General features: G+C 29.3%; 14 protein-coding genes. 2 read left to right on the top strand and 12 right to left on the bottom strand.

Going from position 1 to position 14261, the window contains the following annotated elements:
• Positions 1–65 precede the first annotated feature (65 nt).
• From tgt to ssb, 5 genes are read right to left on the bottom strand one after another with little or no spacing between them, the layout of a single operon-like run.
• Entirely contained in the window at positions 66–1178 is a 1113-nt protein-coding gene (tgt, locus tag AMN83_RS00485) for a tRNA guanosine(34) transglycosylase Tgt (protein ID WP_075503442.1), read from the bottom strand.
• An 8-nt stretch (positions 1179–1186) separates the two neighbouring features.
• The gene (locus AMN83_RS00480) at positions 1187–1747 is read right to left on the bottom strand and encodes a peptidylprolyl isomerase (protein ID WP_075503440.1); all 561 of its coding nucleotides are present in this window, start codon (positions 1745–1747) and stop codon (positions 1187–1189) included.
• A complete protein-coding gene (gene coaD, locus AMN83_RS00475; RefSeq protein WP_075503438.1) occupies positions 1740–2234 on the bottom strand; it encodes a pantetheine-phosphate adenylyltransferase in 495 nt (164 codons plus the stop codon). The genes AMN83_RS00480 and coaD overlap by 8 nt, the downstream gene beginning before the upstream one ends.
• On the bottom strand, positions 2234–4813 hold the full coding sequence (gene gyrA / locus AMN83_RS00470; protein WP_075503436.1) for a DNA gyrase subunit A: 2580 nt from the start codon (positions 4811–4813) through the stop codon (positions 2234–2236). Before gyrA ends, coaD begins: the two co-directional genes overlap by 1 nt.
• A gap of 5 nt (positions 4814–4818) precedes the next feature.
• Positions 4819–5268 carry a single-stranded DNA-binding protein gene (gene ssb / locus AMN83_RS00465; protein WP_075503435.1) on the bottom strand — a complete coding sequence of 150 codons (450 nt, stop codon included), beginning with the start codon at positions 5266–5268 and terminating at the stop codon, positions 4819–4821.
• An 88-nt stretch (positions 5269–5356) separates the two neighbouring features.
• Here ssb and uvrA point away from each other — a divergent pair, with 88 nt between their 5' ends.
• Entirely contained in the window at positions 5357–8209 is a 2853-nt protein-coding gene (gene uvrA / locus AMN83_RS00460) for an excinuclease ABC subunit UvrA (RefSeq protein WP_075503433.1), read from the top strand.
• A gap of 50 nt (positions 8210–8259) precedes the next feature.
• Positions 8260–8862, top strand: coding sequence for a urate hydroxylase PuuD (locus AMN83_RS00455; RefSeq protein ID WP_075503431.1), 603 nt, complete (start codon positions 8260–8262; stop codon positions 8860–8862).
• A gap of 1 nt (position 8863) precedes the next feature.
• On the opposite strand, the gene secF is transcribed toward AMN83_RS00455, so the two are convergent.
• The 7 genes from secF to tatA are packed head-to-tail and all read right to left on the bottom strand — an operon-like array spanning position 8864 to position 14110.
• Entirely contained in the window at positions 8864–9754 is an 891-nt protein-coding gene (gene secF, locus AMN83_RS00450; RefSeq protein ID WP_075503430.1) for a protein translocase subunit SecF, read from the bottom strand.
• Positions 9754–11307 carry a protein translocase subunit SecD gene (gene secD / locus AMN83_RS00445; protein WP_075503428.1) on the bottom strand — a complete coding sequence of 518 codons (1554 nt, stop codon included), beginning with the start codon at positions 11305–11307 and terminating at the stop codon, positions 9754–9756. The genes secF and secD overlap by 1 nt, the downstream gene beginning before the upstream one ends.
• A gap of 14 nt (positions 11308–11321) precedes the next feature.
• Complete coding sequence (gene yajC, locus AMN83_RS00440) at positions 11322–11615, bottom strand: preprotein translocase subunit YajC (RefSeq protein WP_023853826.1); 294 nt, start codon at positions 11613–11615, stop codon at positions 11322–11324.
• Positions 11616–11670: 55 nt separating this feature from the next.
• Entirely contained in the window at positions 11671–12930 is a 1260-nt protein-coding gene (gene serS / locus AMN83_RS00435) for a serine--tRNA ligase (protein WP_075503426.1), read from the bottom strand.
• The gene (gene tatC / locus AMN83_RS00430) at positions 12923–13693 is read right to left on the bottom strand and encodes a twin-arginine translocase subunit TatC (RefSeq protein WP_075503424.1); all 771 of its coding nucleotides are present in this window, start codon (positions 13691–13693) and stop codon (positions 12923–12925) included. Before tatC ends, serS begins: the two co-directional genes overlap by 8 nt.
• Positions 13683–13904, bottom strand: a complete 222-nt coding sequence (tatB, locus tag AMN83_RS00425; RefSeq protein ID WP_023853829.1) for a Sec-independent protein translocase protein TatB — start codon at positions 13902–13904, stop codon at positions 13683–13685. The genes tatC and tatB overlap by 11 nt, the downstream gene beginning before the upstream one ends.
• Positions 13905–13909: 5 nt before the next feature.
• Positions 13910–14110 (bottom strand): twin-arginine translocase TatA/TatE family subunit, encoded by a 201-nt coding sequence (gene tatA, locus AMN83_RS00420; RefSeq protein WP_023853830.1) that lies wholly within the window; start codon positions 14108–14110, stop codon positions 13910–13912.
• Positions 14111–14261: the final 151 nt, after the last annotated feature.

The following is a 14261-nucleotide window of genomic DNA, read 5'->3' as shown; positions in this document are numbered from 1 at the left end:
TAAGTGTTATATATAGAATTATTTTTTTTTTTCAAATGTCAATTTTAACTATATCTATACACGATCTACAACTTATCAATGTATTTATCGTGAAATTTATCAAAAGTACCGTCATTAATATTTTTTCTGATCAAGGCCATTAATTCTTGATAAAAATTAATATTATGTAGGGTGAGCAACATTGAAGCTAGAATTTCATTAGTATTAAATAAGTGATTTAAATAGTTTTTCGAATATTTATTTAAATTAAGATTTTCACAATCAGGATCTAAAGGAGTGTTGTCATTTTGATATTTATTATTTTTAATGTTAATTCTTCCTTGCCAAGTAAATGCTAAACCTGTTCGTCCAGATCTAGTTGGCAAAACACAATCAAACATATCTATACCTCTTTTGACGGCACCTAAAATATCAGATGGTGTTCCAACACCCATTAAATAATGTGGTTTTTCAATAGGTAAATATTCTTTTATATAATCTAAAACGCTAAACATTTCATTTTGTGTCTCTCCTACTGCTAATCCACCTACAGCATATCCATCAAATTCAATCTTTATTAGTTCTTGCATTGATTTTAATCTTAAATCTTTAAAAAGACCTCCTTGTATAATACCAAATAAAGCTTTATGAGGATTGTTTCCAAAAGCTTTTTTAGATCTTTCAGCCCAATATAATGAAAGATCCATAGATTTTTGAATAACATCATAATCATTAGTATTTTTTGGACACTCATCCATAATCATTACTATGTCAGAATTTAAACCTAACTGTATTCTTATGCTTTCTTCTGGGCTTAAATAAAATTTTTTACCATCAACATGAGAGTTAAATATTGCTCCCTTCTCTCTATCAATTTTATTCAATTTTGAAAGAGACATAACTTGAAAACCACCAGAGTCAGTTAAAATAGGTAAATCACAATTCATAAAATTATGAAGTCCACCAATTGATTGAATTCTTTCTACACCTGGACGTATCATTAAGTGATAAGTATTGGAAAGTATTATTTCTGAACCTGTTTTTTTTATATCATCTATTGTACAAGCCTTTACTGTGGCTTGAGTTCCAACAGGCATAAATGCAGGAGTTTGTATATTTCCACGATGTGTCTCGATTACACCACATCTAGCAAATTTATCTGTTTTTAAAACGTTAAAGGCAAATTTTTTTAATGCCATTAAAAAAATTATTTGGATTTGAAACTAATAATTTTATCTGGATCAGTTACAGCGCCGTTATTATTTTGATCGCCTCTTTTAATTTTGTCAACAAATTCCATTCCCTCAATCACTTTTCCAAAAACTGTATATTGTCGATCTAAAAAAGGAGCCGGCTGAAAACAAATAAAAAATTGACTATTAGCACTATTTGGATCTTGAGCTCTCGCCATTGATAAAGTTCCTCTATCATGTGGTAGACTATTGAATTCTTGCTCTAAGTCAGGAAAATCTGATCCACCCATTCCAGCTCTTCTAAGATCAAAATCTTTAGATTCTGAATTTCCAAATTTTACATCACCTGTTTGAGCCATAAATCCATCAATAACTCTATGAAAAACAACGTTATCGTATTTACCGCTATTTGCTAATTCCTTAATTCTTTTAACATGATTTGGCGCAACATCTTCAAATAATTCAATTTTAACGTCACCATCTTTTAATTTTAATATCATTATATTCTCCTCAGCTATTGATTGATTGGTAATAAAAAAAAACAAAATAAGTATTTTGATAAAAATTTTATTCATATTTCTCTTTTAAAGACTTGATAGTACTTTTGGTAGTAAATTTTTTAATGTCACCTTTTAATTTAACAATTTCTTTTACAAATCTAGATGAAATAATTTGATTTTCTACATCAGACATTAAAAAAATTGTTTCAATATTTTGGTTCAATTTTCTATTCATACCAGCTAATTGAAATTCATATTCAAAATCAGATACAGCCCTCAAACCTCTTAAAATAATGTTTGATTTGTATTTTTTACATAAATCAGTGGTTAAAGAGCCAAATGACACTACTTTTATTTTTTTTTTATTTAACTTTAGATCTTTAAATAAAGCTTTATTCACTATTTCTATTCTTTCATCAGAACTGAATAAATAATTTTTATTACTTTCATCAGAAACACCTACAACTACTTTATCGAATAGTTTTAAGGATTTTTTTATTACATCTATATGTCCAAAAGTAATTGGATCAAATGTTCCGGGGTAAATTGCAATTTTACTCATTAAATTAAATTATCATCAATTTTGATAGCTGAAACAACTTTTTCTTCTCCTGATAACTTAATTATTCTAACTCCTTGAGTATTTCTGCCTGCAGTTCTAATTTCTTTAACGGCAACTCTTATAACTCTCCCTTTGTTTGTAGAGATTAAAATTTCATCACCCTCAAAAACAGGAAAGGATGAAGTAATGTTTCCATTTCTTGGTGAATTTACTATCCCTATAATACCTTTGCCACCTCTATTAGTAACTCTGTAATCTATATGAGAAGTCTTTTTACCATAACCATTTTCACTTATTGATAAAACAAATTTCTCTTTAGCTTTTAATTCAGTTTTTTCATCTTTTGATTTTTTTCCGTTTTTATTCATTTTATCATTGTCTATAACTGACAAAGAAACTATTTGATCATTTGGTGCTAACTCTATGCCTTTAATTCCTTTAGATGATCTGCCTTTAAAAACTCTTAACTTCTTGGCTTCAAATCTTATGCATTTTCCAAATTTTGTACTTAAAATTATATCTTGATCGTCTTTACAAATTTTAACACCTACAATTTTATCATTATTATCCAATTTCATTGCAATTTTTCCAGATGCATTAATTGATGAAAAATCTTCTAAACTATTTTTTCTTACTTTACCTTGTGCTGTAGCAAAAATAATTTGATAATTTTTTAAATCAGTTTCGTCCTCTGGCATTGGCATAATTGAGCTTATTGCTTGATGACTCTTCAAAGGTAAAATATTAAATAAAGACTTTCCTTTTGATGAAGATGATCCCTCTGGAATTTTCCATGCTTTGATCTTGTAAACTAAACCCTCGGTAGAAAAGAAGAGTACCGAAGTATGAGTATTTACAGATAATGTTTGAACAACTGAATCTTGATCTCTAGTTGTTATGCCTGATTTTCCTTTACCACCTCTTTTTTGTTTTTTTACTCCGTCTAAGGAACCTCTTTTTATGTATCCTTGTAATGTAACTGTAATTATTACTGATTGTTTTTGAATAGTTTCTTCAATATCATAATTTAAAACAGCATCTATAATTTTTGTTCTTCTTGGAATAGAAAATTTCTCTTTAATATTTTTTAACTCTTCACTGATTACTTTTAAAAGTTCTTTTTTTGATGAAATAATTTTTTTATATTTAGTGATTAACTCAGCTAATTTTTTAATTTCAACTTCGATTTCATTTATTCCTAATGCAGTTAATTTTTGAAGTCTTAATTCTAAAATAGCTAAAACTTGTGGTTCAGATAAAGAATAAAGATTTTTACCCTTTTTTCCCTCTACTAAAGAAATTAATTTTAGTGATTTATTTATTTTCCATTTGGTTTTTAAAATTGATACTTTAGCATCATCTGGTGTTTTAGATGAGCGAATAATTTTTATTATTTTATCCAAATTTTCAACTGAAACAGATAATCCTATTAGTATATGAGCACGTTCCTCTGCTTTTTGAAGATCAAATTTAGTTTTCTTAATAACTACATCTTCTCTAAAAGTTAAAAAATTAGATAAAAAATCTTTTAGTGTGCAAGTTTGAGGTTTTCCTTCGACAATCGCTAAAGTATTAAAACCAAATGAACTCTCTATTTGAGTATTTTTATATAATTGTCTCTTTATAGTTTCTGGTTCTACACCGTTTCTTAAATCTATTGCTACCCTAATACCTTCTCTGTTAGACTCGTCTCTAATATCTCTTATTCCTTCAATCTTTTTTTCTCTTACTAATTGAGCAATCCTCTCGTTTAAAACAGATTTGTTAACTTGATAAGGTATAGAAGTAATTACAAGTCTTTCACGTCCATTTTTTTGTTGTTCAATAGAAATTTCACCCCTAATCTTAAAGGATCCTCTACCATTGTTATATCCTTGTTTAATTATATCTTTACCTATAATTACACCACCAGTTGGAAAATCTGGACCAGGTATGTGTTTCATCAATTCTTTGATTTTAATATCTTTATTATCAATTAAGGCCAAAGTTCCATCTATAATTTCACCTAAATTATGTGGAGGTATACTTGTTGCCATACCAACAGCTATTCCACCAGCTCCATTTACTAATAAATTTGGAAATTGTGCTGGTAAAACACTTGGTTCTCTCTCTGTTTCATCGTAATTACTTTTGAAAGATATTGTATTTTTTTCAATATCATCAATTAAATATTGAGAAACTTTTGACAAACGAGTTTCGGTATACCTCATTGCTGCAGCAGGATCACCATCTATTGAACCAAAATTTCCTTGGCCTTGAATCAAAGGTAGGCTCATAGAGAAATCTTGCACCATTCTAACTAATGCATCATAAACAGACTGATCACCATGAGGGTGGTATTTACCAATAACATCTCCAACTATTCTTGCAGATTTTCTAAATTGTTTAGACCAATCATATCCACCTTTGTACATTGCATATAAAATTCTTCTATGAACGGGTTTTAACCCGTCTCTTACATCAGGAAGTGCACGACTTACAATTACACTCATTGCATAAGAAAGATATGATGAGCTCATCTCATCATGCATTGAGATTAATTTTATATTTTTATCTTTAAACTCTTCAGTATTTTTCATAGAAATTAAAATGGAATTTCATCATCCATATCTGACACTTGTGAGGAATCCTCAATGTTATTTTGTTGAGTTGTGTCGTTTTGAATTCCACCGCCTGAATTACTTCCACCCAACATTGTCAGTGAAGAATTATATCCTTGTATAACTATTTCAGTTGAATATTTATCCTGTCCCGATTGTTCGTCTTTCCATTTTCTTGTGGTAAGTTGTCCCTCTACATAAACTTGTGCACCTTTTTTTAAATATTGTTGAACCACATTTACTAAGCCTTCGTTAAATACAACCACACGGTGCCACTCTGTTTTTTCTTTTCTTTCACCTGTGTTTTTATCTTTCCAGGATTGACTTGTTGCAAGGCTTAATCTTGCTACATTTTTGCCATTTACCATTTGTTTAATTTCAGGATCTGCGCCCAAACGACCAATTAATAATACTTTATTTAAACTTCCAGCCATAATATTTAATATTTGTTAAATTTGTTAATTAGAATTATATCACAATTCTTCTGAATATTAATTTTATTAACTCAAAGCAACTAAAATTATGATGAAAAAGATAGTTATTAAGGGTGCTAAAGAACATAATTTGAAGAATGTTACTGTAGAGATTCCAAAAGACAAATTTGTGGTCATAACGGGTCTATCAGGGTCAGGAAAATCATCTCTAGCTTTTGATACTATATACGCAGAAGGTCAGAGAAGGTATGTGGAAAGTTTATCTGCTTATGCACGTCAATTTTTAGATAAAATGAAAAAACCAAACGTTGATTTAATTGAGGGATTAAGTCCAGCTATTGCAATAGAACAAAAAAATACTTCAAAAAATCCAAGGTCTACTGTTGCAACTGTAACAGAAATTTATGATTACATGAGGGTATTATACGCTAGAGCAGGAGTCCCCTACTCGCCATTCACAGGTAAACCAATAACCTCTCAAACAATTACACAAATAGTAGATTTGGTTAAAAAATTACCTAAAAAATCAACAATATATATTTATGCTCCAGTAGTAAGAGGTCGTAAAGGTGAATATAAAAAAGATATTTTAAGCTACAAGAGAAGAGGATTTAGAAAAATTAAAATTGATAATGTTTTATATGATATAGAAAAATCACCTAATCTAGATAAAAAACTTAAACATGATATATCAATCTTAGTCGATAGAATAGTTTTAAATTCTAAACTTGGAAACAGATTAGCCGAAAGTATTGAAACAGCTGTAAATTTGGCAAACGGTCTAGTTTTTGTAGAATATGAAGATGAAACACTTCCTCAAAAATTTAGAAAAATTGAAAAATTAATTTACTCTACAAAGTTTGCTTGTCCTGAAAGTGGTTTTACTATTGAAGAAATTGAACCAAGACTTTTTTCATTTAACAGCCCTTATGGAGCTTGCGAAGAGTGTGATGGAATTGGAATGAAATTAAATGTTGATCCAAATTTAGTTGTTCCTGATGAAAGAAAAAGTTTAGCTGACGGAGCAATTGAACCATGGTCAAAATCAACCACCTTATACTATGCTCAGACTTTAGCATCTTTAGCAAAACATTATAGTTTTTCTTTAGATGAAAAATGGAAAAAATTACCCAAAAAAATTAAAGATATTATTCTTTATGGTTCAGATGAAGATGAGATTAAATTTAATTATGATGATGGTTATGAAAAATATTCTTATAAAAAACCCTTTGAAGGTGTAATTAATAATCTTGAACGAAGATTTTTAGAGTCTGATAGCGAATGGAAAAGAGAAGCAATAGCTGAATATCAATCAGATACGGCATGTGAAGCATGTAATGGTGATAGATTAAAAGAAGAGGCTTTATGTGTTAAAATCGATGATCTTAATATTAGTGAAGTAACAAAAAAATCTATTTTAGATGCAGCAGAATGGTTTAAAAGTTTAGAAAATAATCTTGATAAACGACAATTTAAAATTGCTGAACATGTTTTAAAAGAAATAAATGAAAGATTAAATTTCTTACTTAATGTTGGTTTAGACTATTTAACACTATCTAGAGAATCTGGAACTTTATCAGGTGGAGAAGCTCAAAGAATAAGATTAGCTTCACAAATTGGATCTGGTTTAACAGGTGTGTTGTATGTTTTGGATGAACCATCAATTGGATTACACCAAAAAGATAATGTGAAGCTTATTAATGCATTAAAAAGATTACGAGATCTTGGCAATACAGTCATTGTTGTTGAGCATGACACCGAGACAATGGAAAATGCAGATTATATTATTGATCTTGGTCCTGAAGCCGGAAGTAATGGTGGTGAGATAACAGCTCAAGGATCATATGAAGAAATTAAAAAAGATAAAAATAGTATTACTGGACAGTATCTTGCTAATAAAAAGACAATTGAAATTCCAAAATCACGACGTTTAGCTAAAAATGGAAGGTTTGTAGAAATCAATGGTGCAAGTGGAAATAATTTAAATAATGTTAATCTTAAAATTCCAACTGGAACATTTACTTGTGTTACTGGTGTCTCGGGTAGTGGTAAATCTACTCTAATATTACAAACTCTATTTCATGCATTAAATTTAACTTTAAATAATAAAGCAAGAAAAGCACCCAAATCATTTAAAGGTTATAAGGGTGTAGAATTGATAGATAAAATAATTGATATTGACCAGTCTCCTATTGGTAGAACACCAAGATCAAATCCAGCAACATATACAGGAGCATTTGGTCCTATTAGAGATTGGTTTACAAGCCTACCAGAGTCCAAAACAAGAGGATATAAACCAGGAAGATTTTCTTTTAATGTTAAAGGAGGTAGATGTGAAGCTTGTGAGGGTGATGGTGTAATCACATATGAAATGCATTTTTTACCTGATGTTTATATTCAGTGTGATGAATGTAAGGGTACCAGGTACAATAGAGAAACATTAGAAATTAAATTTAAAGGTAAAAGTATTGCTGATGTTTTGGATATGTCAGTTGATGAAGGATGTGAATATTTTGAAAATATATCTAATATAAAAACAAAATTATTAACTCTAAAAAAAGTTGGATTGGGCTATATAAAAATTGGTCAGCAAGCAACTACATTATCAGGAGGTGAAGCACAACGAATTAAGCTTGCAAAAGAACTTTCAAAAAGATCAACGGGAAGAACGATGTATATCTTAGATGAACCAACCACAGGTTTACATCAACATGATATTAAAAAACTTTTAGAGATACTTCATACATTTGTAAAACTTGGGAATACAGTAGTTGTCATTGAACATAATCTTGATGTTATTAAAACAGCTGACTACATTGTGGATATGGGTCCTGAAGGTGGTGTAAAGGGTGGTAATATTGTCGCCGAAGGAAAACCGGAAGAAGTATGCAAAGTGAAAGGGAGTTATACTGGTCAATTTTTAAAACCTCTTTTAGCTTAAATTTAACAACTTAAAAATATTCAAAAATTAGTGTATAGTTATTAAGAATCATGAGCAGTTTATTGTCATCATTATCAAAAACAGTCCACGCATCACTTGCGTTAGCAATTATTTTGTTTTTAGGATTATTTTATTTAAACGATGGAATTGCTTTTGATACGCTATTCTGGAGCTGGTTGTTTAGATACATTCATGTAATTGTTGCAATTATGTGGATTGGATTACTTTGGTATTTCAATTTTGTTCAAATTCCAAATATGGGAAAAATTCCAGATGAACAAAAACCAGCTATTGGTAAAGTAATAGCACCAGCTGCATTATTTTACTTTAGATGGGCTGCTGCATTAACTGTTCTTTCGGGTTTAATTCTCGCTCTTCTTAATGGATATCTTCATGATGCAATGACTTTAAGTATTGGTTCAGGTGTTCCAAAACATACTGCAATTGGAATTGGAATGTGGTTAGGAATTATAATGGCATTTAATGTGTGGTTTGTAATTTGGCCAAATCAAAAAAGGGCTTTAGGAATAGTTGAGAGTGATCCAGATACAAAAGCTAAATCAGCTAAAACTGCAATGTTATTCTCAAGAACAAATACTTTGTTATCTTTACCTATGCTGCTTTCAATGGTAGCTGCACAAAATATATTTTAATTTATTTTTGATCGTCTTCTCTAAGAACAGTTTTTTGAGAAACTCTTAGTCTAACTAAAACAGTGTTAGCAATATAAATAGAAGAATAAGTTCCAAAAACAACACCAAGTATCATTGCTAATGAAAATCCTTTTAATATTTCTCCACCAAAAAAATAAATTGCTAATAAAGCTAGTAAAGTAGTTGCAGAAGTTATTATAGTTCTTGATAACGTTTCATTAATTGAAATATTTGTTAATTCAAAAATTTTTATATCTGAATATTTTCTTAAATTTTCACGCACACGGTCAAAAATAACCACAGTGTCATTCATTGAATATCCAACTATTGTTAACACAGCTGCAATTATTGATAAGTTTATTTCTAAACTAAATAGTGAAAAAACTCCTAAAGTTACAATAACATCATGAAACAAAGCTAAAATTGCACCCAAACTGAATTGCCATTCAAATCTTATCCAAATATAAATTAACATTAATGCTAAAGACAAAGATATTGCTATAACTCCTGATTTTAGTAATTCAGCACTTACCTTTGGCCCAACATTCTCTACCCTTCTAAAATCATAGTTATTTCCAAAAGATTTATCTAAATTAGTCTTAATTTCTTCAATAATATTATTTTTATTATCTTTATTTTCAAATTTTACTAAAAAATCTGTATCATTACCAAATTTCTTCACTGAGACATCTCCTAAATCCATTTGATTAAATCTATCTCTTAATGAACTTACATTTATTTTAGAATCTGAAGCTCTTAATTCGATTAAAGTACCACCTTTAAAATCTATACCAAAATTAAGCCCTTTAAATATTAACAATAATAAAGAAACAACAATTAAAATTGATGAGAGTAAATTAAAGTGATTATAATATTTGTTAAAAGCAATCATTAAATTAATTTTTCCTTATCTTTATTTCTTGACACATAAATACTAGTGAACAATCTTGCTATGAAATAGACTGAAAATAGTGTTGTAAATATTCCAACTCCTAAAGTTACAGCAAAACCTTTCACTGGACCTGAACCCATGAAAAATAAAATAATTGCAGCTAATAATGTAGTAATATTGGCATCTAAAATTGCTGTTCTTGATTTAGTATAACCACCATCAAAAGCCAAAATATTATTAGTCTCGTCTTTTAATTCTTCTTTTATTCTCTCAAAAATTAGAACATTCGCATCAACAGCCATACCTACTGTAAGAATAATACCTGCAATGCCAGGCAATGTTAAAGTAGCTTCAAATAAAGTTAAAACACCCAAAAGAATAAACAAATTAACAATTAGTGTTACATTAGTAATTAATCCAAAAATTTTATATTTTACAAACATAAAAATTATTACCAACATAAAACCTATTGCTAAAGCAATCATTCCAGCATTAATTGAGTCTTGTCCAAGATCTGGTCCAACTGTTCTTTCTTCAATTATTTCTAATGGTGCTGGTAATGCTCCTGATCTTAATAATAAAGCTAGATCAGTTGCTGTTTGAAAAGTGAAGCCGCCACTAATCTGGCCTGAACCACTGGCAATCGTATCTCTAACCACAGGTGCACTAATAATTTTACCGTCCAAAACAATCGCCAATTGCTTTCCAATACCAGTTGATGTCGCCTTACCAAACCTTTTTGCACCTACTCTATCTAGTGTAAATGAGACAATTGTTTGGTTTGTTTGAGTATCCATTTTTGGTTGAGCATCAAGTAAATTTTCACCACTTATTATAATTCTTTTACTAACCATAGCTTCTTCTAGATCATTTTCAAATTTTAGTTTTTCTACTCCAAAACGATCACCTTGATCATTTGTTACAAATCTAAAAGTAAGATTAGCAGTTTTACCAAGTAATGATTTTACTCTCATCGGGTCATCCAATCCAGGAAGCTCTACTAAAATTCGGTTGTTTCCTCTTTTAAGTATGTTTGGCTCGTTGGTTCCAACCTCATCTACTCTCCTTCTAACTATTTCTATAGCTTGATCTTGAGAAGAAGTTTTAAGTTTAATTAAACCTTGTCTTGAAAAATTAACTTTTAAATTTAACCCTGTATCTTCAATTTCTAACTGATGTGATTTAAATCTTGGGTAATAAGGGTTAAGGTCACTATTTTCGTCCTGAAAAACATCTAAGACAGATTGCTTATCATTATCAATTACATTAAAAAAAATATTCTGATTATCTATTTTTATATTGTTGATTTTAATATTTTTTTCTTTGAAGTAATTTCTAATTGTTGTTGTTAGATTTTGTAATTTTTGTTCAATTACAGGTTCATTATCAATTTCAAGTAATAGATATGATCCACCCTGAAGGTCTAATCCTAGATTAATTTTTTTATCAAAGAAATTATCATCAAATTTAAAAAGATTTGATGAAGCAATTAAAATAAATAAAACTGAAAAAAGAGTTATAAATAAAATTCTAAACTTAGAGAAATAAAGCACTTAACTAAAAATAATTATTTTTTAACTTCTTGAGTATTTGTATTAACAAGACTTTGAATACCAGTAGATTTAACTATCTCAACTTTTACGTTTTCAGCAATTTCTACTTCAACTTTATCATTGTCTATCAGTCTCTCTACAGTACCTGTAATTCCACCAGAAGTAACAACCTTGTCACCTCTCTTAAGACTTTCAACCATTGCTTTGTGCTCTTTAACTTTTTTTTGCTGTGGTCTGATTAAGAAAAAATAAAAAATAACAAAAATTAAAATTAACGGTATAAATTGTCCTATTCCTGATCCTTCCATAAATCTCCTTATAAATTATGTGAATACTTATACTATCTGTGTAATTAAAACAACTTTATTTAGCTGAAATCAATTCCAAATTATTCATATACGGTCGCAGTACCTTAGGAACAATAATCGAACCATCTTTTTGTTGATAGTTTTCTAATAAAGCAATTAAAGTTCTACCCACAGCTAAACCACTTCCATTTAATGTTCCAACAAAAACAGTTTCCTTATTTTTATTTTTATATCTTGATTTCATTCTTTGTGCCTGAAATGTCGAACAAGAAGAGCATGATGATATTTCACGATATTTGTTTTCTGATGGTAACCACACTTCAATATCATAAGTTTTTTCTGCACTAAAACCCATATCACCTGAACATAAAATTACTTTTCTATAAGGTAACTCTAGCTTATCAAGAATATCTGTTGCGCAGTTTGTCATTCGCTCTAATTCTTCTAGGCAATTTTCTTTTTCTACAATACTAACCATCTCAACCTTATAAAATTGATGTTGTCTAATCATTCCCTTGGTGTCTTTTCCATAACTGCCGGCTTCTTTTCTAAAACAAGGGGTTGAGGCAACAAATCTCATTGGTAAATCTTTTTGGTCTACAATTTTATCTTTAACTATGTTTGTTAAAATTACTTCAGCAGTTGGAATTAAAAATTTTCTATCAGATCCTTCATCAAATTTTATTTCAAATTGATCGTTTTCAAATTTAGGTAATTGACCTGTTCCATACATTGTATTATCAGAGGCAATCAATGGAGGTGAAATCTCTTGGTAACCATTTTGAACAACATGAGTATCTAGCATAAAGTTAGATAAAGCTCGTTCTAGTAATGCTAACTCTTTTTTAACAAATACAAATCTTGATCCAGTTGTTTTAGTTGCAAGATCAAAATCAAGCATACCTAAATTTTCTCCAAGTTCGTAGTGAGATTTGGGTTTAAAATCAAATTCAGGAACTTTGCCTGCTTTTAAGACTTCCACATTGTCATTTTCATCTTTTCCATTTGGAACATCCTGATGAGGTATGTTTGGTATACTTGATAAAATGTTATCTAATTCAGTTTTAGTATTTTTTTGTTGCTCAGCGATCTTTTCTAATTCAGTAGAGATTTCTTTAGATTTTTTGAATAAACTTTCATCTTTAGATTTTGAAATATCTTTTTTTTCTTTTTCTAAATTTTCTTTCTTCTGAATTAAATCTCTATTTAATTCATCAAGCTTTTTTAAATTATTAAAATCAATTTTAACTGAACGTTTTTCAAGATCTTTTTCAAATTTTGAATAGTCTTTTCTAATTTCTTTTAAATTATGCATCAGTCTTTTCTAAATTTTTGTTTTCTATAAATTTTACTGAAAATATTGATAATTCATATAAAATTAATAAAGGAATAGCTAAACCTATTTGAGTAATTGGATCTGGTGGTGTAAGCAATGCAGCAGCAGCAAATATAATTACTACAACATACTTTCTTCTTTCTTTTAGAAATTGACTGTCAACAACACCTATTCTTGCTAACAAACTTAAGACTATAGGTAGTTGGAAACTTATTCCAAATGCGAAAATTAACTTCATAACAAGTGACAAGTATTCATTTACTTTGGCTTCTAATTGAATTGGTAAACTTGTTGACATCCCTGTACTTTCAAATGATAAAAAGAATTTAATAGCTAAAGGCATTATCAAATAGTAAACAAGCATACCTCCCAAAAAGAAAAGGATGGGTGTTAATACAAGATATGGGAGTATGGCAACTTTTTCATGTTTATATAATCCAGGTGCAATAAATTTCCATATTTGCATTAGAATAAAAGGACAGGTCACGAAAAAAGCTGTGAAAAAAGATACCTTGATATACGTTAAAAAAGTTTCCTGTAAGGCGGTAAAAATAAGCCTTCTATCAGATCCATCATCTTTTACCGCTTGAGCAAAAGGATCAACTAAAAAACCGTAGATATGTTCTGCAAAAATATAACAAATAACAAAAAAGATTATTAGAAATATAAAACTATGTATTAATCTTTTTCTTAGTTCTGTTAGATGGCTAACAAATCCACCTTCATTTTCTTCATTGCTCATCTTTTTTAGTTTCTTTTTTTATTTCATTATCAATTTTTTCTTCATCAATTTCTAAATTAGAAACCTCATTTTGAATGTTGCTCACATATCTTTTTGCAGTCCCTATCCAAGAACCTGCCTTCTTTAACATGATTGGAAAGTCTTTTGGACCAAGAACAACAATTGCAATACCAACTACAATTAATATCTCAAACCAACCAATAGTAGGCATGTGATTTAATCTTTGTTTTCTGAGTCTTTATTTTCGTCGGATATATTTTTTGGCTCTGTATCGTCAGTAACATCTGACGCCATTCCTTTTTTGAAACTTTTAATTCCCTTAGCTACATCACCCATCAGACTGGAGATTTTACCTCGTCCAAATAATAAGACTACTAATATAACTACGATTGCTATTTGCCAAATTCCTATGCTCATGAAAAACTTATAACCTTTTTATGGTTAATTTAAAAGTTACTTTTTTGTTAATCTTTCTCTTCTGTATCAAGAGTGCTGTTTAACATCTCATCAATATTGGAATAAATATCCTCTTTTTTTTCTTCTTGTTTTTCTTTGTAGAATTTACCAG

This window comes from Candidatus Pelagibacter communis (genome assembly GCF_001180025.1).
Taxonomy (GTDB): Bacteria; Pseudomonadota; Alphaproteobacteria; order Pelagibacterales; family Pelagibacteraceae; genus Pelagibacter; species Pelagibacter ubique_A.
The sequence above is the reverse complement of the archived record's forward strand: the minus strand, read 5'-3'. Positions and strand labels throughout refer to the sequence as shown.